This is a genomic window from Thermus thermophilus HB8, from assembly GCF_000091545.1.
In the GTDB taxonomy this organism is placed as follows: domain Bacteria; phylum Deinococcota; class Deinococci; order Deinococcales; family Thermaceae; genus Thermus; species Thermus thermophilus.
Map to the genome: position 1 here is coordinate 251,697 of NC_006461.1, position 19,122 is coordinate 270,818.

Consider the following 19,122-nt stretch of genomic DNA (forward strand, 5'->3'; position numbering starts at 1 on the left):
CATGCGGCTTCTCCTCTTCCGGCAACGGAACTTCCGCAACCTGGCCCTGGAGGCCTACCGCCCCCCGCCGGGCCTTTCCGCCCTGGTGGGGGCCAACGCCCAGGGGAAGACGAGCCTCCTCCTGGGGATCCACCTGGCCCTAGGGGGGGAGGTCCCCCTGGGCCTTGCCGACCTCGTCCGCTTCGGGGAGGAGGAGGCCTGGCTCCACGCCGAGGTGGAGACGGAGCTCGGGGCCTACCGCCTGGAGCACCGCCTGGGCCCCGGGGGGCGGGAGGTCCTCCTCAACGGGAAGCGGGTGAGCCTTCGGACCCTTTGGGAGCTTCCCGGCTCGGTCCTCGTCTCCCCTCTGGACCTCGAGGCGGTCCTCGGGCCCAAGGAGGAGCGGCGGGCCTACCTGGACCGGCTCATCGCCCGCTTCTCCCGCCGCTACGCCGCCCTCCTTTCCGCCTACGAGAAGGCGCTGCGCCAGCGGAACGCCCTCCTCAAGGCCGGGGGGGAGGGCCTTTCCGCCTGGGACCGGGAGCTCGCCCGCTACGGGGACGAGATCGTGGCCCTGAGGCGCCGCTTCCTCCGGCGCTTCGCCCCCATCCTGCGGGAGGTCCACGCCGCCCTCGCCGCCAAGGAGGCGGGGCTTCGCTTGGAGGAGACCGCGGGGGAAGGGGTGCTCCGGGCCCTCGAGGCCAGCCGGGCCGAGGAGCGGGAACGGGGCCAGACCCTGGTGGGGCCCCACCGGGACGACCTGGTCTTCCTCCTGGAGGGGCGGCCCGCCCACCGGTTCGCCAGCCGCGGGGAGGCCAAGACCCTGGCCCTGGCCCTGCGCCTCGCCGAGCACCGCCTCCTCGGCGAGCACCACGGCGAGCCCCCCCTCCTCCTCGTGGACGAGTGGGGGGAGGAGCTGGACGAGGCCCGCAGGCGGGCCGTCCTCGCCTACGCCCAGGCCCTGCCCCAGGCCATCCTGGCGGGGCTGGAAGCCCCCCCGGGGGTGCCGGTATGCTCGGTGGTACGAGGGGTGGTCCTGTGCCCTGGCGCCTGAAGGAGGTGATCCCCGAGGCCCTGAAGCGGGCCGGGGGCAAGGAGCGGCTCAGGCGGGGCCTCGTCCTCGCCGCCTGGCGGGAGGTGGCGGGAAAGGACCTCGCCCGCTTCACCGAGGCGGTGGCCCTGGAGGAGGGCGTCCTCGTGGTCCACGTGCCCGACCCCGTGGTGGCCCACCAGCTCACCTACACCCGCCTCGCCCTCCTCCGCCGCTACGAGGAGCGCTTCCCCGGGGCGGTGCGGGAGATCCGGTTCCAGGTGGGCCCCCTCGAGGCGGAAGGGGTGGAGGCCCCCCCGCCCTCAGACCCCGGCCGCCTGCGGGAGGCGGGCCGCAAGGCCCTGGCCCTGGCGGAAAAGGCCCCTCCGGAGCTCCGGGAGCGGGTGGCCCGGGCCGCCCTGGCCCTCTTCCAGAGGCAGCGGGGCGACCCCTGCCCCGTCTGCCAGACCCCGAGCGAGACCCATCCCTGCCCCACCTGCCGCCGCCACCTGGAAGACCCCGGGGTGCGGCGGGCGGCGGAGCGGCTCATGCGGGGCCAGGAGGCGGGCCTCGAGGGGGACGCCCTCCGGGCCGCCCGCCACCTGGCCCGGGAAAACCTCCTCGCCCAGATGCGGGACCTCTACCCCGAGGCCCTGCGGAGCGAGGAGTTCCGCCCCCTCCTCGCCGACCTGGCCCGCCGCTACCGCAACCTTTTTCCCCAGGAGCCCCTGCCCGAAGGGGTGCGGAGCCTGCTCAAGGAGGGGTGAATGCGCCGCGCCTTCCTCCTCGCCTTCCTGGGCCTCGCCCTGGCCCAGGCCACCTACACCGTGGCCCCCGGGGACACGCTCTACTCCATCGCCCGGCGCTACGGCACCACGGTGGAGGAGCTCATGCGCTTAAACGGGCTGGAAAGCTTCCTCCTCCAGCCGGGGCAGGTCCTCAAGCTCCCCTCGAGGGAAAGGACCCACGTGGTGGCCCCGGGGGACACCCTCTTTTCCCTGGCGCGCCGCTACGGCACCACCGTGGAAGCCCTCATGCGCTTAAACGGCCTCTCCTCCCCGGAGATCAAGGTGGGGCAGGTCCTGAGGCTTCCCGAAGAGGGCGAGGCGCCTCCGCCCCCTCCCCCGGAGCCGGAGGCCTTGGACCCGGAAAGCCCCCTCCTCCGGGCCGTCCTCCGCTACCTGGGGGTGCCCTACAAGTACGGGGCGAACTCCCCCTTGGCCCTGGACTGCTCCGCCTTCGTGGCCCAGGTCTACGCCGAGCTGGGCGTGGCCCTCCCCCGGACCACCAAGGAGCAGTACCAGGCCTTCCCCCCTGTAGAGGCCCCGCGCCCGGGGGACCTGGTCTTCTTCAGCTTCGGCGGGAAGGAGGTAGACCACGTGGGGATCTACCTGGGCCGGGGGGTCTTCGCCCACGCCTCTAGCTACGGAAGCCGGGTGGTCATAGAGAGCCTCGAGGCCCCCTTCTACCGGAAGGTCTACCGGGGGGCGAGGCGGGTCATGGCCAGTCCGGAACCTCCCCCCGCGCCTTCCGCAACGCCATGAGGAGGGCCTCCCCCGGCCTCCCCTCCCCCCGGAAGGCCCGGGCCTCCTCCTCCAGCCAGACCTCCCCCTTGCGGAAGAGCACCCCCCGGGCCTCCGCCAAGGCCTCCTCCAGCAAGGCCCCCAGGGAGTAGAAGGGGGCCCCTTTGGGCAGGTCCGGGTCAAACCCCTGCCGGGAAAGGACCTTCCCGTAAGGCTTCTCCCTGGCCTCCATCGTGCCCCCCTCGGCGAAGTAGCGCCTAAGGACCCGGTTCCAGTCCCCCACCCGGCTGTAGGGGGCCATGGCCCGGTAGGCCTCCTCCAGGTCCTCCGCGGCGTAGGGGCGGTAGCGGTCCTCGTGGACCACGAGCCTCCGGGGAAGCCTGGGCCTCGGGGGGCCCTCCTCGTCGGGCACCCCAACGGCAAGCCCCACCACGGGGAGGACCCCCGGGGGAAGCCCGAGGAGGTCCGTGAGGGTCTCCACCCCGTTCAAGACCCCGCCGATGAAGCAGACCCCGTAGCCTAAGGCCTCGGCGGTGAGGGCGAGGTACGAGGCGGCGATCCCCGCGTCCAGGATGGCGAAGTGGAGGGCGGTCCTGGGCCAGAAGGCCATCCTCTGCCCCCGGTGGGCGAGGAGCCGCTCCAGGCGGTGGACGTCTGCGAGGAAGAGGAAGAACTCCGCCGCCTGCCTGATGTGCTCCTGGTCCCCGGAGAGCCGGGCCACCTCGTCCCTAAGCCTTGGATCCCGTACCCGGATCGCCGAGTAGAGCTGGGCGCTCGCGTCGGTGGGGGCCCGCTGGAGGGCGAAGAGGAGCTTTTCCAGGTCCTCCTCGGGAAGGGGAAGGGGCTTGAAGCGGCGTACGCTCCGCCTTCTCGCCAGGACGTCTAGGAGTTCCACGGGGGCCAGGATACTACTCCAAGGGGAGCTCCATCCGCACCACCTTCCACCCGAAAAGCCCCTGCCGTTCCAGGTAGAGGCGGCTTCTGGGGTCCTCGGGGTGGTAGACGTAGGCGGTGCGGAAGTCCTGGTAGGCGAGCCTCCAGCCCTTCACCGCCTCCTTGGGCGCCTCCCCGGGGCCCATCCCCGTGCCCAAGGCGGCAAGCCCCTCGGGGGAGACGAGGGCGTCCACCAGGGGGTCCACCATCCCGGCCACGAAGAGGTAGGCGAGGCCGGCCAGGGGGTTTTGCGCCACCTCCTGTCCCATCTCCCGGAGGAGCCTGGCCTGGACCTGGGCCTTGAGCCCCTCCCGGACCCGGGGGAAGTCCACGAGCCTTTCCAGCCGCGCCCGGTCCCCCTCGAGGACCGCCCCCTGGAGGGCGCGGAGGAAGAGGTAGGGGGAGGCCCAGAGGTAAAGGGCGAAGGCCGAAAGCCCCAGGGCCAGGACCGCAAGGGCCACTTTGACCGCGCGTCCCATGAACGCTTTATAGCAAAAGAAGACTCCCCTTCCCGGTTCAAACGCCCAGAAGGCGCAGGTACGCCCCCCAGAGGGCCTCCCCGAAGAAGAAGGCCACCACCCCCCCGAGGGCGAGGTAGGGGCCGAAGGGGAGCTTCCTTTGCCTAAGGAGAAGGCCCAAAAGCGCCCCGGCGAAGACCCCGAGGAAGAGGGCGAGGAAGGCGTAAGGGCCGAGCCAGGCCCCGAGGGCCCCCAGAAGCTTCACGTCCCCGTAGCCCATGGCCACGGGCTCCTCCTCGCCCTCCTCGGGAAGGGGCCGGAAGGCCCAGTAAAGCCCCCCGGCGAGGGCGAGCCCCCCGGCAGCGAGGAGGCTTCCCTTAAGGCTTTCCAGGAAGTCCAGGCCTAGGGCGGGGGCAAGGAGGAAGGCGAGGGGCAAAAGGGGCAGGGTGAGCCGGTCGGGGAGGGCCACCGCCCGCCCCGTGCGGGCGGAGAGGGCCCAAGCGAGGAAGGCGAGGGCCATCCCCACCCCTGGGCCCAAGAGCGCCCCAAAGAGGGCCGCCATGTGGACCTGGTGGGGCCCCACGGGGACCTCGGCCCTGGCCTCCCTAAAGCGCCGCAGAAAGAGGTTCCCGTACCCCGCCACCAGGGCGAGCCCCCCGGCGGCCATGAGGCTTCCGTCCAGGCTCTCCCTAAAGGGGAGGGGGAAGGCCAGCGCCCAGGAGGCCAAAAGCCCAAGGAAGAGGAGGCCGTAGGTGAGGGGATCGGGAAGCTCAAAGGTGTCCACGTCAATGAAGGCGAGGGCCACGAGAAAGGCGAGGAAGAGGAAGACCAAGAGGGCCTCCACCCCAGGGGGGTAGAAGAGGCTTGCGAGGAGGAAAAGCCCCCCCGTGAGGGCCTCCACCAGGGGGTAGCGGGGGGAGATGGGACGGGCGCAGTAGCGGCACCGCCCCTTTAGGGCGAGGTAGGAGAGGACGGGGACCAGGTCCCAAGGCCCCAGGCGGTGGCCGCACTGGGGGCAGCGGGACGGGGGGTAGGCGACGGACTCCCCCCGGGGCAGGCGGTGGACCACCACGTTGAGAAAGGAACCCACCGCGAGGCCGAGGAGCAGGGCGAAGAGGGGCCACATGGGGGCATTTTACGGGGTGGCCGGGCTTTCACAGCGCTTTTATGGGTTTGGGTGTAGGATGGCCCCGTGACGCCGGAAGCCGCTTACCAGAACCTCCTGGAGTTCCAGAGGGAAACCGCCTACCTGGCCTCTCTGGGGGCCCTCGCCGCCTGGGACCAGCGCACCATGATCCCCAAAAAGGGGCACGAGCACCGCGCCCGGCAGATGGCCGCCCTGGCCCGGCTCCTCCACCAGCGCATGACCGACCCCAGGATCGGGGAGTGGCTGGAGAAGGTGGAGGGAAGCCCGCTGGTGCAGGACCCCCTCTCCGACGCCGCGGTGAACGTCCGGGAGTGGCGCCAGGCCTACGAAAGGGCCCGGGCCATCCCCGAAAGGCTCGCCGTGGAGCTCGCCCAGGCGGAAAGCGAGGCGGAGAGCTTCTGGGAGGAGGCCAGGCCGAGGGACGACTGGCGGGGCTTCCTGCCCTACCTGAAGCGGGTCTACGCCCTCACCAAGGAGAAGGCGGAGGTCCTCTTCGCCCTCCCCCCGGCCCCCGGGGACCCCCCCTACGGGGAGCTTTACGACGCCCTCCTGGACGGGTACGAGCCGGGAATGCGGGCCCGGGAGCTTCTTCCCCTCTTCGCCGAGCTCAAGGAGGGGCTCAAGGGCCTTCTGGACCGGATCCTGGGAAGTGGGAAGAGGCCCGACACCTCCATCCTCCACCGTCCCTACCCCGTGGAGGCCCAAAGGCGCTTCGCCCTGGAGCTCCTTTCGGCCTGCGGCTACGACCTCGAGGCGGGGCGCCTGGACCCCACCGCCCACCCCTTTGAGATCGCCATCGGCCCCGGGGACGTGCGCATCACTACCCGCTACTACGAGGACTTCTTCAACGCGGGCATCTTCGGCACCCTGCACGAGATGGGGCACGCCCTCTACGAGCAGGGCCTGCCCAAGGAGCACTGGGGCACCCCGAGGGGGGATGCGGTCTCCTTAGGGGTCCACGAGTCGCAAAGCCGTACCTGGGAGAACCTGGTGGGCCGCTCCCTGGGCTTCTGGGAGCGCTTCTTCCCCCGGGCCCGGGAGGTCTTCGCGAGCCTTGGGGACGTGAGCCTCGAGGACTTCCACTTCGCCGTCAACGCCGTGGAGCCCTCCCTCATCCGGGTGGAGGCGGACGAGGTCACCTACAACCTCCACATCCTGGTGCGCCTGGAGCTGGAGCTCGCCCTCTTCCGCGGGGAGCTCTCCCCCGAGGACCTGCCGGAGGCGTGGGCGGAGAAGTACCGGGACCACCTGGGCGTGGCCCCCAAGGACTACAAGGACGGGGTCATGCAGGACGTCCACTGGGCCGGGGGGCTTTTCGGCTACTTCCCCACCTACACCTTGGGCAACCTCTACGCCGCCCAGTTCTTCCAGAAGGCGGAGGCCGAGCTCGGCCCCCTGGAGCCTAGGTTTGCCCGGGGAGAGTTCCAGCCCTTCCTGGACTGGACGCGCGCGCGGATCCACGCCGAGGGAAGCCGCTTCCGCCCCCGGGTCCTGGTGGAACGGGTCACGGGGGAGGCCCCGAGCGCCAGGCCCTTCCTGGCCTACCTGGAGAAAAAGTACGCCGCCCTCTACGGCTGACGCCGTCCCCGGCACTTAGAAAGGGGCCGGGCCTTGAAGGCCCGGCCCCTTAGCCGCTAGGGCTTAGAAGTCCATGTCCCCGGCGCCCGCGGAGGCGGGGGTGGACTCCTTCTTCTCGGGCTTCTCCGCCACCACCGCCTCGGTGGTGAGGATGAGGGCGCCGATGGAGGCGGCGTTCTGCAGGGCAGAGCGGGTCACCTTGGCGGGGTCAACGATGCCCGCCTCCACCATGTCCACGAACTCCCCGGTGGCGGCGTTGAAGCCGTAGCGGGGGTTCTTGGTCTCGGCCAGGATCTGCTGGACGATGACGGAGCCCTCGTACCCGGCGTTCTCGGCGATCTGGCGGGCGGGTTCCTCCAGGGCCCGGCGCACGATCTTGGCGCCCGTGGCCTCGTCGCCCTCCAGCTTCTTGATGAGCTCCTCCACGGCGCTGATGGCCCGGAGGAGGGTCACGCCGCCGCCGGGCACGATGCCCTCCTCCACCGCGGCCCGGGTGGCGTTCAGGGCGTCCTCAAAGCGGTGCTTCTTCTCCTTGAGCTCGGTCTCCGTGGCGGCGCCCACCCGGATCACGGCCACGCCACCCGCGAGCTTCGCCAGGCGCTCCTGGAGCTTCTCCCGGGCGTACTCGCTGTCGGTGGTCTCCAGCTCCTTCTTGATGCCGTTGATCCGGGCCTCAATGTCCTCCTTCTTGCCCTTGCCGCCCACGATGGTGGTCTCGTCCTTGGTGATGCGCACCCGCTCGGCCCGGCCCAGCATGGAGAGGGTGGCGTTCTCCAGCTTGAAGCCGAGCTCCTCGGAGATCACGGTGCCGCCGGTGACGGCCGCGATGTCCTTGAGCATCTCCTTCCTGCGGTCACCGAAGCCGGGAGCCTTCACCGCGGCCACGCTCAGGGTGCCCCGGAGCTTGTTCACCACCAGGGTGGCCAAAGCCTCGCCCTCCACGTCCTCGGCGATGATCAGGAGGGGCTTGCCCGTCTGGGCCACCTGCTCCAGGATGGGGAGGAGCTCACGGACGTTGGAGACCTTCTTCTCCACGATGAGGATGAAGGCGTCCTCGAGGACCGCCTCCATCGTCTCGGGGTTGGTGACGAAGTAGGGGGAGATGTACCCCTTGTCAAACTGGTACCCCTCAACGAACTTGAGCTCGGTCTCGAGGCTCTTGGACTCCTCAACGGTGATGATGCCCTCCTTCCCCACCTTCTCCATGGCGTCGGCAATCAGCTTGCCGACCTCGGGATCGTTGGCGGAGATGGTGGCCACCTCCTCAATGGCCTTCCGGTCCTCCACGGGGATGGCGAGGGCCTTGATCTTCTCCACCGCGGCCTCCACCGCCTTCTCAATGCCCCGCTTGAGGGCGAGGGGGTTGGCCCCGGCGGCCACGTTCTTCAGGCCCTCCCGGACGATGGCCTGGGCGAGGACGGTGGCCGTGGTGGTCCCGTCACCGGCCACGTCGTTGGTCTTGGAGGCCACCTCCTTGAGGAGCTGGGCCCCGATGTTCTCCAGGTGGTCCTCCAGCTCCACCTCCTTGGCCACCGTCACCCCGTCCTTGGTGATGGTGGGGGAGCCAAACTTCTTCTCCAGGACCACGTTCCGGCCCCGAGGACCGAGGGTGACCTTCACCGCGTTGGCCACCGCGTTGACCCCGCGCTCCAGGGCGCGGCGCGCAGCCTCGTCAAACACCAGGATCTTCGCCATGGTTCACCTCCTTTACTGCAGGACCGCAAGCAGGTCGCGCTCGGAGAGGATCACGTACTCCTCGCCGTCAATCTCAATCTCGGTGCCGCCGTACTTGGCGAAGACCACGATGTCCCCCTCCTTCACCTCGAGGGGCACCCGCTGGCCGTTCTCCAAGACGCGGCCCGTGCCCACCGCGATCACCTTGCCCTTCTGGGGCTTCTCCTTGGCGGTGTCGGGAAGCACGATGCCGCCCTTGGTCTTGGGCTCCTCCTCAATCCGCTTCACCACCACCCGGTCTCCTAGGGGCTTGATCACCGTCTTCACCTCCGCGGCCATATCCACTCCCTCCTTTGACGCCCAAAGGGTGAGAGTGTCAAACCAAGGGTCATTATCCTGGCCTGGCGCCCCTTTGTCAAGGGGGTTGGGGCTTGCCTAGTAAATCGCCTTGTACCCCGGAGGGGGCGGGAGAAGGGAGAGAAGAACCCTAAGGCCGTAGGCGATGAGCTCCAAAAGCGCCCGCGCCATGGCCGTCCAAGGCTTCCGCTCCCAAAGGTACCCCCCACCCAGCCGCGTCTTCATCCCCCCAAACACCCCCTCCACCACCCCGCGAAACCGGTACACCTCGGGGTCCCACCCCTCCCGCGCCCGCACCCGCGCCTCCTCCCTGGCCTCGCCCCCGCCCCGAAGCCGGATCACCGGCCGCACCCCCGCCTCCCCCAAAACCCCCCACACCTCCTTCCCGTCAAACCCCGCGTCCGCCAAAAGCCACCCCCGGGAAGGAGGAAACCGCCTCAGCACCTCCCCCCCAAGCCGGGGGTCCGGGGCGTAGCCCTCCCCCACCACTCCACCCCAGGGCCACAAGAGCCGCCTCTCCCTATCCCACCGCATCAGGGCCAGAAGCCGCGCGTGCCCCCGCACCCGCCGCACCTCCTTCCCCCGACGAAAGCGGAGAAGCCGGTCCTTGCTCCGGTAGGCCAGCCCCGTGGTGTCCATGAGGTAGAGGGGGGGAAAGCGCCGCCAGGTGTGCCGGCGCCTCGTCCGAAGCCGCTTCGCCTTCCGGCGAGGACTCCGGGGCGAGATGGGCCTCCAGTTCCCGGGAAAGCCTCTCCAGGAGGGCCTCAAGGAGTTTGGGGTCCAGGTGCTTGAGGGCGTAGCGGGCCAGGGACTGGTGGGAAGGGAAGGGGCCTTCCATCAGGTCCTGGAGTGAGGCCTCCGTCTCGCGGTAGGTGAGGTGGAAGAAGGCGCGGAAGAGAAGGAGGGCCAGGTAAAGGGCGTGGCTGTAGCGCCAGGGGCGGCCCCGCTTGCCTTTGGGGGTGGGAGGGGCCACCTCCCGGGCCAGGCGCAGGCAGTGTTCCAGGACCTCCTTGGGGCTTGCCTCCCTGCGAAGGAAGCCTCGCTTGCCCATCAGGAGAGAGATATACACCCGTCCTCCTGACCTTTGCAAGGCAAGCCCAGGGGGTTGAGGGGGGGGTTATAAGGGTGCGCCCCCTGAACGCTGCCGCAGGGCCTCGTAGAGGAGGAGGGCGGCGGTGACGGCCACGTTGAGGCTGTCCGCTCGCCCCCGCATGGGGATCCGCACCCGCACCTGGGCCCGCCGCTTCCAGGCCTCGGGGAGGCCCTTGTCCTCCGCCCCGAGGAGGAAGGCCACCCCTCCCCGGTAGTCCCCCTCCCAGTAGAGCCTCTCCCCCTCGGGGGTGGCCGCCACCAGGGGGAGGTTGTGTTCCTCCAGGAAGCGGGCCGCCTCCCCCTCCGCCACGGGGTAGACGGGAAGGGCGAAGACCGCCCCCGTGGAGTTGCGGATCACCTGGGGGCTAAAGAGGTCCACCCCCTCGGCCACCAGGACGAGGTCCGCCCCCGCCCCGTCCGCCGCCCGGAGGATGGCCCCCAGGTTGCCGGGCTTCTCCAGGCCCAAGAGGACGAGGACCAGGGGGGCGGCCCCGAGGGTCACCCCGGCGAGGCTTCTTCGGGGGAGGCGGAAGACCCCGAGGACCTGGGCGGGGTTCTCCCGGGTGGAGACCCGGGCCAGGGCCCTTTCCGAAAGCTCCAACACCTCCGCGCCCCCGGCCAGGGCGCGGTCCTCGGGGCGGGCCTTGGGCCCGAGGAGGAGGGTCTCCAGGGAGAGGCCCGCCTCGAGGGCCCTTTCCACCTCCCGCCGCCCCTCCACGAGAAAGCGGCCGGTCCGCTCCCGCTCCTTCCGCTCCTTGAGGGCGGCGAGGGCCTTTACCCGGGGGTTTTGCGGGCTTTCAATCCGCACGGAGGCTTATTGTAAAGGCCGCCACCCGGGGACCGGAAAGCTCCAGAAGGAGCCTTTCCACCTGGGGAAGCTCCTCCAGCATCCGGGAGACCCGGAGGACGAGCTCCTTGTAGGCCGGAAGCCCCTCCACCCGTCCCGCGAGGGGGCGGAGGAGCTCCTCCGCGTCCTTGGCGGTGAGGGGGGAGAGGCGCTGCTCCAGCACCTGGTCCCCCAGGGGGGTGGGCAGGACCAGAACCAGGACGGGCCCGAAAAGGGGGTGGGGCTCGGCCAAAAGGCGGAGCCTAAGCCCCTCCTCCTCGCCCAGGGAGAGGCCAAAAGCGCGCAGCAAGGCCTCCCCCTCCTCCTGGGAGAGGGCGCGCTTCCCCTCCACGAGCCTCCTCGCCTCCTCCAGGCGGAGGTCCTGGAAGTCGGGGAAGAAGAGGGGCTCCTCCCGCCACCGCCTGTAGCCCCAGGCCCGGGCGAGGGCGATGGCCGCGGACTCGGGGAAGCGGTAGACGGGGACGGAGCCCAGGACCCGGGCCCGCCCCGAGGAAAGCCCCATGAGGCAGGCCAGGTAGGTCTTCCCTCCCCGCACCTCCCGCAAAAGCCCCAGCACCTCCTCCTCCGGGGCGAAGCCCATGGGCACGAAGAGGAGGAAGACGCTCCCCGCATCGCTCGCCTCCGCCTCGGCGAGGGCCCGGCGGAAGGCCTCGAGGTCGGCCGTGGAGCCCAGGTCCACGTGCTCCACCTCCATCCCCCCTTCCTTCAGGGCCTCGAGGGCCAGGTTGGAGGGGCCGGAGGCGTTGGAGATGAGGCGCACCCGCCCGTTCTCCGGTAAGGGGCCCTGGGCCAAAAGGAGGGCCACGTCAAAGGCCTCCTCCAGGCTGTTGGCCCGCACCACCCCCGCCTGGGCGAAGAGGGCCCTGACCAAGGGGTCGCGGGAGGGGTGGACCGCCAGGATGGGCTTTTTCTTCCCGATCCTGCGGGCGAGGCGGGAGAAGCGCCGGGGGTTGCCGAAGTGCTCCAGGTAAAGGAGGATGACCCGGGTCCGCTCGTCCTCCTCCCAGAACTGGAGGAGGTCGTTGGAGGAGATGTCCGCCTTGGCCCCAAGCGAGACGAAGCTCGCCACGCCAAGCCCCATCTCCTCGGCGAAGGCCAGCACCGCCCGGCCCAGGGTGCCGGACTGGCTGGAGATGGCCAGGACCCCCTCTTTGGGCAGGGGGGCGAGGCCCGCCGCCAGGCGCACCCCGGGGTGGGTGTGGACGAGGCCCAGGGAGCCCGGGCCCAAAAGGCGCATCCCCAGCCGCCTCGCCTTGTCCGCCAGGGCCTGGGCCTCCTTAGGGGTGAAGCCCGTGGTGAGGACGATGGCCCCCCGCGCTCCCCGGCGCCCCGCGGCCTCGAGGGCCTCCGGGACCCGCTCCTTGGGCACGGCCACCACCACGAGGTCCACGGGCCCGGGGACGCTCTCCAGGCCGGGGTAGGCGAGGAGGGGCCCCACGGTCCCCCCCTCCCTCCCGATGGCCTCGTTCACCGGGAAGACCGGCCCCTGGAAGCGGCCGAAGATGAGGTTCTCCAGGACGCGGTAGCCGATGCTCTCCGGGTCGCGGCTCGCCCCCACCACCGCCACCCCCCGGGGGAAGAAGAAGGGGTGGAGGCTGGCGATGGTGGAGACCTTCTCCCGCCACTCAAAGCGCCGGGCCGTCTCCTCCTCCATGAGGATCTCAAACTCCACCTCCACCTCCCCGCCCTCCCGGTGGGCCCGGACGCGGAAGCCGCTTTCCATAAAGACGCTTAGCATCTGCTTGTTCTCCGCCAGGACGAAGGCCTGGAAGCGGCGCACCCCGCGCTTGGCGGCGATGAGGGCGAGCCTTTCCAGAAGGAGGGTGCCGAGGCCCTTCCCCTGGAAGGCGTCGTCCACCAGGAAGGCCACCTCGGCGGTGTCCTCCCCCTTGACCCGGACGTACTCCCCGGTGGCCACGATCCTGGGGGGCTCCCCCAGGAGGACCACCAGGGTCACCTTCTCCTCCTCGGGCTTGGCCGAGAGGAGGAGCTCGGCGGCCTTCTCCGGGGAGATGGGGGAGAAGAAGCGCAGGCGCAAGGAGGTGGGGGAAAGGCGCCTCAGGAACTCCACGAAAAGGGGGAGGTCCTTTTTGGAGGCCCGGCGGAGGAGGGCGGTGCGTCCGTCCTTGAGGAGGACGGGGCCCTCCTCGAGGCCGTGCTGGGGGGTGGGGGGCGGGACGTAGCCCATGCCCCTATTTTCCCCTAAAGGGCTCGTTCCCCCGCACCGCCAGGAGCCGGACCCCGTGGGCCAAAAGAAGGGCCCGGTAGCGGAGGGCCTCCCCCCTGGCTTCCCAGGAGGAAGAAGAGGCCGAGGGAAAGGGCTCAGCCCACGCGAAAGCCGAACAAGGCGTACCTCAAAAGGTGCCTCCAAACGGGCGTGGGCTAGGCCTCAGTCTTCCCCGCCAAGGGGGGTTTGGCAAGGGTGTAAACTGCACTCCATGCTCCGGCTGGACACCCGCTTTCTCCCGGGCTTCCCCGAGGCCCTAAGCCGGCACGGCCCCCTCCTGGAAGAGGCCCGCAGGCGCCTCCTCGCCAAGCGGGGGGAGCCGGGGAGCATGCTCGGCTGGATGGACCTCCCCGAGGACACGGAGACCCTGAGGGAGGTCCGCCGCTACCGGGAGGCGAACCCCTGGGTGGAGGACTTCGTCCTCATCGGCATCGGGGGAAGCGCCCTGGGGCCCAAGGCCCTCGAGGCCGCCTTCAACGAGAGCGGGGTGCGCTTCCACTACCTGGACCACGTGGAGCCCGAGCCCATCCTCAGGCTCCTCCGCACCCTGGACCCCAGGAAGACCCTGGTGAACGCCGTCTCCAAGTCGGGGTCCACGGCGGAGACCCTGGCGGGCCTCGCCGTCTTCCTGAAGTGGCTTAAAGCGCACCTGGGGGAGGACTGGCGGCGGCACCTCGTGGTGACCACCGACCCCAAGGAGGGCCCCTTGCGCGCCTTCGCCGAGCGGGAGGGGCTCAAGGCCTTCGCCATCCCCAAGGAGGTGGGCGGGCGCTTCTCCGCTCTCTCCCCCGTGGGGCTTCTCCCCCTGGCCTTCGCCGGCGCCGACCTGGACGCCCTCCTCATGGGGGCCCGTAAGGCCAACGAGACCGCCCTCGCCCCCCTCGAGGAGAGCCTGCCCCTAAAGACCGCCCTCCTCCTCCACCTCCACCGCCACCTCCCCGTCCACGTCTTCATGGTCTACTCGGAGAGGTTAAGCCACCTCCCCAGCTGGTTCGTCCAGCTCCACGACGAGTCCTTAGGGAAGGTGGACCGCCAGGGCCAAAGGGTGGGCACCACCGCGGTCCCCGCCCTCGGCCCCAAGGACCAGCACGCCCAGGTCCAGCTCTTCCGGGAAGGCCCTCTGGACAAGCTCCTCGCCCTGGTCATCCCGGAGGCCCCCCTCGAGGACGTGGAGATCCCGGAGGTGGAGGGCCTCGAGGCCGCCTCCTACCTCTTCGGCAAGACCCTCTTCCAGCTCCTGAAGGCGGAGGCCGAGGCCACCTACGAGGCCCTGGCCGAGGCGGGGCAGAGGGTCTACGCCCTCTTCCTCCCCGAGGTCTCCCCCTACGCCGTGGGCTGGCTCATGCAGCACCTCATGTGGCAGACCGCCTTCCTGGGGGAGCTCTGGGAGGTCAACGCCTTTGACCAGCCCGGGGTGGAGCTGGGCAAGGTTCTCACCCGCAAGCGGCTTGCGGGGTGACGGGCTTCCCCTCGCCTCGGACAGGGTATACCCTGGCTTTGGAAGCGTGGAAAGCCGCTCGTGATATCCTGAACGAAGGAGGCGAGGCATGCAACGTTTGGAAGCCCTCGGTATCCACCCCAAGAAGCGGGTCTTCTGGAACACCGTCTCCCCCGTCCTCGTGGAACACACCCTCCTCCGGGGAGAAGGCCTTCTCGCCCACCACGGCCCCCTGGTGGTGGACACCACCCCCTACACGGGGAGAAGCCCCAAGGACAAGTTCGTGGTGCGGGAGCCGGAGGTGGAAGGGGAGATCTGGTGGGGAGAGGTGAACCAACCCTTCGCCCCGGAGGCCTTTGAAGCCCTCTACCAGAGGGTGGTCCAGTACCTCTCCGAGCGGGACCTTTACGTCCAGGACCTCTACGCCGGGGCAGACCGGCGCTACCGGCTCGCCGTGCGGGTGGTGACGGAAAGCCCCTGGCACGCCCTCTTCGCCCGCAACATGTTTATCCTCCCCCGCCGCTTCGGCAACGACGACGAGGTGGAGGCCTTCGTCCCCGGCTTCACCGTGGTCCACGCCCCCTACTTCCAGGCGGTGCCCGAAAGGGACGGCACGCGGAGCGAGGTGTTCGTGGGGATCAGCTTCCAGAGGAGGCTCGTCCTCATCGTGGGCACCAAGTACGCCGGGGAGATCAAGAAGAGCATCTTCACCGTCATGAACTACCTCATGCCCAAGCGGGGGGTCTTCCCCATGCACGCCTCGGCCAACGTGGGAAAGGAAGGGGACGTGGCGGTCTTCTTCGGCCTCTCCGGCACCGGCAAGACCACCCTCTCCACCGATCCCGAGCGCCCCTTGATCGGCGACGACGAGCACGGCTGGAGCGAGGATGGGGTCTTCAACTTTGAGGGCGGGTGCTACGCCAAGGTAATCCGCCTCTCCCCGGAGCACGAGCCCCTGATCTACAAGGCCTCCAACCAGTTTGAGGCCATCCTGGAGAACGTGGTGGTCAACCCGGAAAGCCGCCGGGTCCAGTGGGACGACGACTCCAAGACGGAGAACACCCGCTCCTCCTACCCCATCGCCCACCTGGAGAACGTGGTGGAGTCGGGCGTGGCGGGCCACCCCAGGGCCATCTTCTTCCTCTCCGCCGACGCCTACGGGGTCCTTCCCCCCATCGCCCGGCTTTCCCCGGAGGAGGCCATGTACTACTTCCTCTCCGGCTACACCGCCCGGGTGGCGGGGACGGAGCGGGGCGTGACCGAGCCCAGGGCCACCTTCTCCGCCTGCTTCGGCGCCCCCTTCCTCCCCATGCACCCCGGGGTGTACGCGAGGATGCTGGGGGAGAAGATCCGGAAGCACGCCCCTCGGGTCTACCTGGTGAACACGGGCTGGACCGGCGGACCCTACGGGGTGGGGTACCGCTTCCCCCTCCCCGTGACCCGGGCCCTTCTGAAGGCCGCCCTCTCCGGGGCCTTGGAGAACGTCCCCTACCGCAGGGACCCCGTCTTCGGGTTTGAGGTGCCCCTCGAGGCCCCCGGCGTGCCCCAGGAGCTCTTAAACCCCCGGGAGACCTGGGCGGACAAGGAGGCCTACGACCAGCAGGCGCGGAAGCTCGCCCGCCTCTTCCAGGAAAACTTCCAGAAGTACGCCTCAGGGGTGGCCAAGGAGGTGGCCGAGGCCGGGCCCCGCACCGAGTGATGCCTTCCCTCCAAGACCTCTACGCCGCCTTCCGCCGCATCGCCCCCTACACCCACCGCACCCCCCTCCTCACCTCCCGCCTCCTGGACGGGCTCCTGGGAAAGCGCCTCCTCCTCAAGGCCGAGCACCTGCAGAAGACGGGGAGCTTCAAGGCCCGGGGGGCGCTTTCCAAGGCCCTCGCCCTGGAAAACCCCAAGGGGCTCCTCGCCGTCTCCAGCGGCAACCACGCCCAGGGGGTGGCCTACGCCGCCCAGGTGCTCGGGGTAAAGGCCCTGGTGGTCATGCCCGAGGACGCGAGCCCCTACAAGAAGGCCTGCGCCCGGGCCTACGGGGCCGAGGTGGTGGACCGGGGGGTGACGGCAAAGAACCGGGAGGAGGTGGCCCGGGCCCTTCAGGAGGAGACGGGCTACGCCCTGATCCACCCCTTTGACGACCCCCTGGTCATCGCCGGGCAGGGGACGGCGGGGCTTGAGCTTCTGGCCCAGGCGGGGCGGATGGGGGTCTTCCCCGGGGCCGTCCTCGCCCCCGTGGGGGGCGGGGGGCTCCTCGCGGGCCTGGCCACGGCGGTGAAGGCCCTCTCCCCCACAACCCTCGTCCTCGGGGTGGAGCCTGAGGCCGCGGACGACGCCAAGAGAAGCCTGGAGGCGGGAAGGATCCTCCGCCTGGAAGCGCCCCCCAGGACCCGGGCGGATGGGGTGCGGACGCTAAGCCTGGGGGAGCGCACCTTCCCCATCCTGCGGGAAAGGGTGGACGGGATCCTTACGGTGAGCGAGGAGGCCCTCCTCGAGGCGGAGCGCCTCCTCTTCACCCGCACCAAGCAGGTGGTGGAGCCCACGGGGGCCCTTCCCCTGGCCGCGGTGCTGGAGCACGGGGCGAGGCTTCCCCAAACCCTCGCCCTCCTCCTCTCCGGGGGCAACCGGGACTTCTCTCCCTAGGGGGGCGGGGTAAGCTGACCCCGTCAAAAAAGAGCAGGCGCTTTAAATCCCGTGCTGGTCCGCCCGTTGCTTCTCCACGGGAAGCCCCGTGGCCCCGTGGAAGGCCTCCACCTCCTCCAGGAAGCGGCGGAAGAGGTAGAGGGCATCGTGGGGGCCCGGGGCGGCCTCGGGGTGGTACTGGACGGAGAAGACGGGGTAGCGGGCGTGGGCCATGCCCTCGAGGGTCCCGTCGTTCAGGTTCACGTGGGTGGGGCGGAAGTCCTTGAGGGAGTCAATGTCCACGGCGTAGCCGTGGTTCTGGCTGGTGATCTCAATCTTCCCCGTCTGCAGGTTCTTCACCGGGTGGTTCGCCCCCCGGTGGCCGAACTTCATCTTGAAGGTCCGCCCTCCCGCCGCCAGGGCCAAGAGCTGGTGCCCCAGGCAGATGCCGAAGGTGGGCAGAAGCCCCATGAGCTTCCAGATGGTCTCGTGGGCGTAGCGGGGCATGGTGGGGTCGCCGGGCCCGTTGGAGATGAGGAGGCCGTGGGGCTCCAAGGCCATGATCTGGTGGGCCGGGGTCTTCCCGGGGACCACGATGACCTCAAAGCCGAGGGCGGCCAGGTTCTCCACGATGGCGTGCTTGATGCCGAAGTCCATGACCACGATGCGCCGCCCCGACTTCAGGGTGGGCCAGGCGTAGGGCAGGGGGGTGGAGACCTCGGGGGTCATGTCCCGGCCGTCAATGTCCGTCCAGGCCTGGGCCTCCCGGCGCAGGGCCTCGAGCTCCTCCTGGGTGAAGGCGTGGTCGGGGGCGCCGAAGAGGCTCGCGTGGGCGATGGTCCCCTTCAGCACCCCGCCTTCCCGGATCTTCCGCACCAGGGCCCTCGTGTCTATGCCCTCAATCCCCACCACCCCGTAGAACTCCATGAACTCCCCGATGGTCTGCTGGGCCCGGGGGTTGGAGGCCACGCGGCTGAACTCCTTGGCCACAAAGCCCCTCACCCAGGGGCGGTTGGACTGCATGTCGTAGACGTTCACCCCGTAGTTGCCCTGGTGGGGGTAGGTCATGACCACGATCTGCCCGTGGTAGCTGGGATCGGTCATGATCTCTTGGTAGCCGGTCTGGGCGGTGTTGAAGACCACCTCCCCCACCGTCTTCCCCCGGGCGCCGAAGGCGTAACCGTGGTAGACGGTCCCGTCTTCCAGGACCAAAACGGCGCGCTCCTTCACTCCAGCCATTCCTCCTCCTCTATCCCCGCTTGCCTCAGGATGCGCTTTAGAAGGTCCACGCCAATCTCCCCTCGGTGGGATTGGGCAAGACCAGGCGGATGGACCCCCGCACCATGAACTGGTCCTGCCCCCCGTGGAGGGCCCGGAAAACCCCAAGGCCTTAAGCCTGGCCACGAGCTCCCTCCGGGAAACGGGCCTAAGCCGCCTCGCCATGGGGTAGCTCAATGCGAACCTCGCCCAAGGGCGGGGGGGTCTCACCCCGGGAGAGCAGAAAGAGAAGCCAGTCCTCCAGGGCCGCCTGCAGGTTGGCCTCGCACTCCTTTAAGCTCTTCCCCGTGGCCCAGACCCCGGGGAGGTCGGGGATCTCCCCATAATAGGGCTCCTCATCGGCGATGAGCTCGTAGCGGGCCCGGGCCATGGCCTCCTCAAGGTAGCGGGTCAGGGTGCCCATCCCGTCCATTCTAGCCCCCGGAAGCCCCTGGGGAAAACTCCTTGACGACGGCGATCTCACGGCAGTTCTCGTAGAAGGGGCAGGCGTTGCACTCGCTCCAGACCTTGGGGGGAAGGGCCTCCCGGCTCGTGACCCGGTAGCCGAGGGCGCGGAAGAAGTTCACCTGTAAGGTCCAGGCGAAGACCCGGGGAAGCCCCAAATCCCGCGCCTCCCGCTCCGCCCCCAGGACGAGCCAGCGGCCCAGGCCCTGGCCCTGCCTTGTGGGGTGCACGGCGAGGCCGCGAATCTCGGCAAGGTCCCGCCAGAGGACGTGGAGGGCCACGGTGCCCACGATCTGGCCGTCCTCGTCCTCGAGGACCCAGAAGTCCCGGATGTTCTCGTAGAGGTGGCTGTGGCTCCGCACCAGCATCAGGCCCTTCTCCGCCCAGTAGCGGATGAGCCAGTAGATGGCGTCCACGTCCTCTAGCCGCGCCTTCCTAAGCTCCACCCCCGCCTCGCGCCGCACCTCGGGGAGAACCACCGGGGAAAGGGAAAGCCCCCTCACT

At 69.8% G+C, this 19,122-nt stretch carries 19 protein-coding genes; 8 read left to right on the top strand and 11 right to left on the bottom strand.

The annotated features are described in order from the left end of the window. Position 1: 1 nt before the first annotated feature. The 3 genes from recF to TTH_RS01410 are packed head-to-tail and all read left to right on the top strand — an operon-like array spanning position 2 to position 2,553. Entirely contained in the window at positions 2 to 1,033 is a 1,032-nt protein-coding gene (recF, locus tag TTH_RS01400) for a DNA replication/repair protein RecF (protein ID WP_011227816.1), read from the top strand. Continuing rightward, the gene (locus tag TTH_RS01405; RefSeq protein ID WP_165446277.1) at positions 1,018 to 1,776 is read left to right on the top strand and encodes a DUF721 domain-containing protein; all 759 of its coding nucleotides are present in this window, start codon (positions 1,018 to 1,020) and stop codon (positions 1,774 to 1,776) included. The genes recF and TTH_RS01405 overlap by 16 nt, the downstream gene beginning before the upstream one ends. Further along, positions 1,777 to 2,553: a C40 family peptidase gene (locus TTH_RS01410; protein WP_011227818.1), complete on the top strand. Its 777-nt coding sequence runs from the start codon at positions 1,777 to 1,779 to the stop codon at positions 2,551 to 2,553. It begins immediately after the preceding gene. On the opposite strand, the gene TTH_RS01415 is transcribed toward TTH_RS01410, so the two are convergent. From TTH_RS01415 to TTH_RS01425, 3 genes are read right to left on the bottom strand one after another with little or no spacing between them, the layout of a single operon-like run. Continuing rightward, on the bottom strand, positions 2,507 to 3,427 hold the full coding sequence (locus tag TTH_RS01415; protein WP_011227819.1) for a nitroreductase family protein: 921 nt from the start codon (positions 3,425 to 3,427) through the stop codon (positions 2,507 to 2,509). The genes TTH_RS01410 and TTH_RS01415 overlap by 47 nt on opposite strands. Positions 3,428 to 3,440: 13 nt before the next feature. Next, complete coding sequence (locus TTH_RS01420; RefSeq protein ID WP_011227820.1) at positions 3,441 to 3,944, bottom strand: DUF2939 domain-containing protein; 504 nt, start codon at positions 3,942 to 3,944, stop codon at positions 3,441 to 3,443. Between the two features lie 37 nt (positions 3,945 to 3,981). Next, a complete protein-coding gene (locus tag TTH_RS01425; RefSeq protein WP_011227821.1) occupies positions 3,982 to 5,049 on the bottom strand; it encodes a prepilin peptidase in 1,068 nt (355 codons plus the stop codon). A gap of 66 nt (positions 5,050 to 5,115) precedes the next feature. Here TTH_RS01425 and TTH_RS01430 point away from each other — a divergent pair, with 66 nt between their 5' ends. Then, entirely contained in the window at positions 5,116 to 6,648 is a 1,533-nt protein-coding gene (locus TTH_RS01430; RefSeq protein WP_011174078.1) for a thermostable carboxypeptidase 1, read from the top strand. A gap of 63 nt (positions 6,649 to 6,711) precedes the next feature. Here the strand turns inward: TTH_RS01430 and groL are convergent, their stop codons facing one another. The 3 genes from groL to TTH_RS01445 form a co-directional block, all read right to left on the bottom strand. After that, positions 6,712 to 8,343, bottom strand: coding sequence for a chaperonin GroEL (groL, locus tag TTH_RS01435; RefSeq protein ID WP_011174077.1), 1,632 nt, complete (start codon positions 8,341 to 8,343; stop codon positions 6,712 to 6,714). Between the two features lie 12 nt (positions 8,344 to 8,355). Beyond that, the gene (groES, locus tag TTH_RS01440; RefSeq protein WP_011174076.1) at positions 8,356 to 8,661 is read right to left on the bottom strand and encodes a co-chaperone GroES; all 306 of its coding nucleotides are present in this window, start codon (positions 8,659 to 8,661) and stop codon (positions 8,356 to 8,358) included. 96 nt (positions 8,662 to 8,757) lie between these two features. Next, on the bottom strand, positions 8,758 to 9,405 hold the full coding sequence (locus TTH_RS01445) for a transposase (RefSeq protein ID WP_224065233.1): 648 nt from the start codon (positions 9,403 to 9,405) through the stop codon (positions 8,758 to 8,760). Between TTH_RS01445 and TTH_RS11430 the strand changes: the two genes are divergently transcribed. Next, complete coding sequence (locus TTH_RS11430; RefSeq protein WP_223966770.1) at positions 9,347 to 9,532, top strand: hypothetical protein; 186 nt, start codon at positions 9,347 to 9,349, stop codon at positions 9,530 to 9,532. The genes TTH_RS01445 and TTH_RS11430 overlap by 59 nt on opposite strands. A gap of 264 nt (positions 9,533 to 9,796) precedes the next feature. On the opposite strand, the gene TTH_RS01450 is transcribed toward TTH_RS11430, so the two are convergent. Both TTH_RS01450 and TTH_RS01455 read right to left on the bottom strand, forming a co-directional pair. Continuing rightward, positions 9,797 to 10,579 carry a TrmH family RNA methyltransferase gene (locus TTH_RS01450; RefSeq protein ID WP_011227823.1) on the bottom strand — a complete coding sequence of 261 codons (783 nt, stop codon included), beginning with the start codon at positions 10,577 to 10,579 and terminating at the stop codon, positions 9,797 to 9,799. Continuing rightward, positions 10,569 to 12,806, bottom strand: a complete 2,238-nt coding sequence (locus tag TTH_RS01455; RefSeq protein WP_164926025.1) for a GNAT family N-acetyltransferase — start codon at positions 12,804 to 12,806, stop codon at positions 10,569 to 10,571. The genes TTH_RS01450 and TTH_RS01455 overlap by 11 nt, the downstream gene beginning before the upstream one ends. Before the next feature lie 250 nt (positions 12,807 to 13,056). Here TTH_RS01455 and pgi point away from each other — a divergent pair, with 250 nt between their 5' ends. The 3 genes from pgi (at position 13,057) to TTH_RS01470 (ending at position 16,917) form a co-directional block, all read left to right on the top strand. Beyond that, positions 13,057 to 14,304 carry a glucose-6-phosphate isomerase gene (gene pgi, locus TTH_RS01460; protein WP_011227825.1) on the top strand — a complete coding sequence of 416 codons (1,248 nt, stop codon included), beginning with the start codon at positions 13,057 to 13,059 and terminating at the stop codon, positions 14,302 to 14,304. Between the two features lie 88 nt (positions 14,305 to 14,392). Further along, a complete protein-coding gene (gene pckA, locus TTH_RS01465; protein ID WP_011227826.1) occupies positions 14,393 to 15,982 on the top strand; it encodes a phosphoenolpyruvate carboxykinase (ATP) in 1,590 nt (529 codons plus the stop codon). Beyond that, a complete protein-coding gene (locus TTH_RS01470; protein WP_011227827.1) occupies positions 15,982 to 16,917 on the top strand; it encodes a threonine/serine dehydratase in 936 nt (311 codons plus the stop codon). The genes pckA and TTH_RS01470 overlap by 1 nt, the downstream gene beginning before the upstream one ends. A 42-nt stretch (positions 16,918 to 16,959) precedes the next feature. On the opposite strand, the gene carA is transcribed toward TTH_RS01470, so the two are convergent. The 3 genes from carA to TTH_RS01490 form a co-directional block, all read right to left on the bottom strand. Beyond that, complete coding sequence (carA, locus tag TTH_RS01475) at positions 16,960 to 18,135, bottom strand: glutamine-hydrolyzing carbamoyl-phosphate synthase small subunit (protein ID WP_011174069.1); 1,176 nt, start codon at positions 18,133 to 18,135, stop codon at positions 16,960 to 16,962. Positions 18,136 to 18,322: 187 nt separating this feature from the next. Continuing rightward, entirely contained in the window at positions 18,323 to 18,586 is a 264-nt protein-coding gene (locus TTH_RS01485; RefSeq protein WP_011227828.1) for a type II toxin-antitoxin system HicB family antitoxin, read from the bottom strand. A gap of 1 nt (position 18,587) precedes the next feature. Beyond that, on the bottom strand, positions 18,588 to 19,121 hold the full coding sequence (locus TTH_RS01490) for an N-acetyltransferase (protein ID WP_011227829.1): 534 nt from the start codon (positions 19,119 to 19,121) through the stop codon (positions 18,588 to 18,590). Position 19,122: the final 1 nt, after the last annotated feature.

What these genes read in the sequence shown, in the direction of transcription:
- TTH_RS01485 (WP_011227828.1), bottom strand. Translation starts at nt 18,586, where the DNA reads ATGGACGGGATGGGCACCCTGACCCGCTACCTTGAGGAGGCCATGGCC.
- TTH_RS01425 (WP_011227821.1), bottom strand. Translation starts at nt 5,049, where the DNA reads ATGTGGCCCCTCTTCGCCCTGCTCCTCGGCCTCGCGGTGGGTTCCTTT.
- TTH_RS01420 (WP_011227820.1), bottom strand. Translation starts at nt 3,944, where the DNA reads ATGGGACGCGCGGTCAAAGTGGCCCTTGCGGTCCTGGCCCTGGGGCTT.
- groL (WP_011174077.1), bottom strand. Translation starts at nt 8,343, where the DNA reads ATGGCGAAGATCCTGGTGTTTGACGAGGCTGCGCGCCGCGCCCTGGAG.
- pgi (WP_011227825.1), top strand. Translation starts at nt 13,057, where the DNA reads ATGCTCCGGCTGGACACCCGCTTTCTCCCGGGCTTCCCCGAGGCCCTA.
- pckA (WP_011227826.1), top strand. Translation starts at nt 14,393, where the DNA reads ATGCAACGTTTGGAAGCCCTCGGTATCCACCCCAAGAAGCGGGTCTTC.
- TTH_RS01455 (WP_164926025.1), bottom strand. Translation starts at nt 12,806, where the DNA reads ATGGGCTACGTCCCGCCCCCCACCCCCCAGCACGGCCTCGAGGAGGGC.
- recF (WP_011227816.1), top strand. Translation starts at nt 2, where the DNA reads ATGCGGCTTCTCCTCTTCCGGCAACGGAACTTCCGCAACCTGGCCCTG.
- TTH_RS01470 (WP_011227827.1), top strand. Translation starts at nt 15,982, where the DNA reads ATGCCTTCCCTCCAAGACCTCTACGCCGCCTTCCGCCGCATCGCCCCC.
- carA (WP_011174069.1), bottom strand. Translation starts at nt 18,135, where the DNA reads ATGGCTGGAGTGAAGGAGCGCGCCGTTTTGGTCCTGGAAGACGGGACC.
- TTH_RS01410 (WP_011227818.1), top strand. Translation starts at nt 1,777, where the DNA reads ATGCGCCGCGCCTTCCTCCTCGCCTTCCTGGGCCTCGCCCTGGCCCAG.
- groES (WP_011174076.1), bottom strand. Translation starts at nt 8,661, where the DNA reads ATGGCCGCGGAGGTGAAGACGGTGATCAAGCCCCTAGGAGACCGGGTG.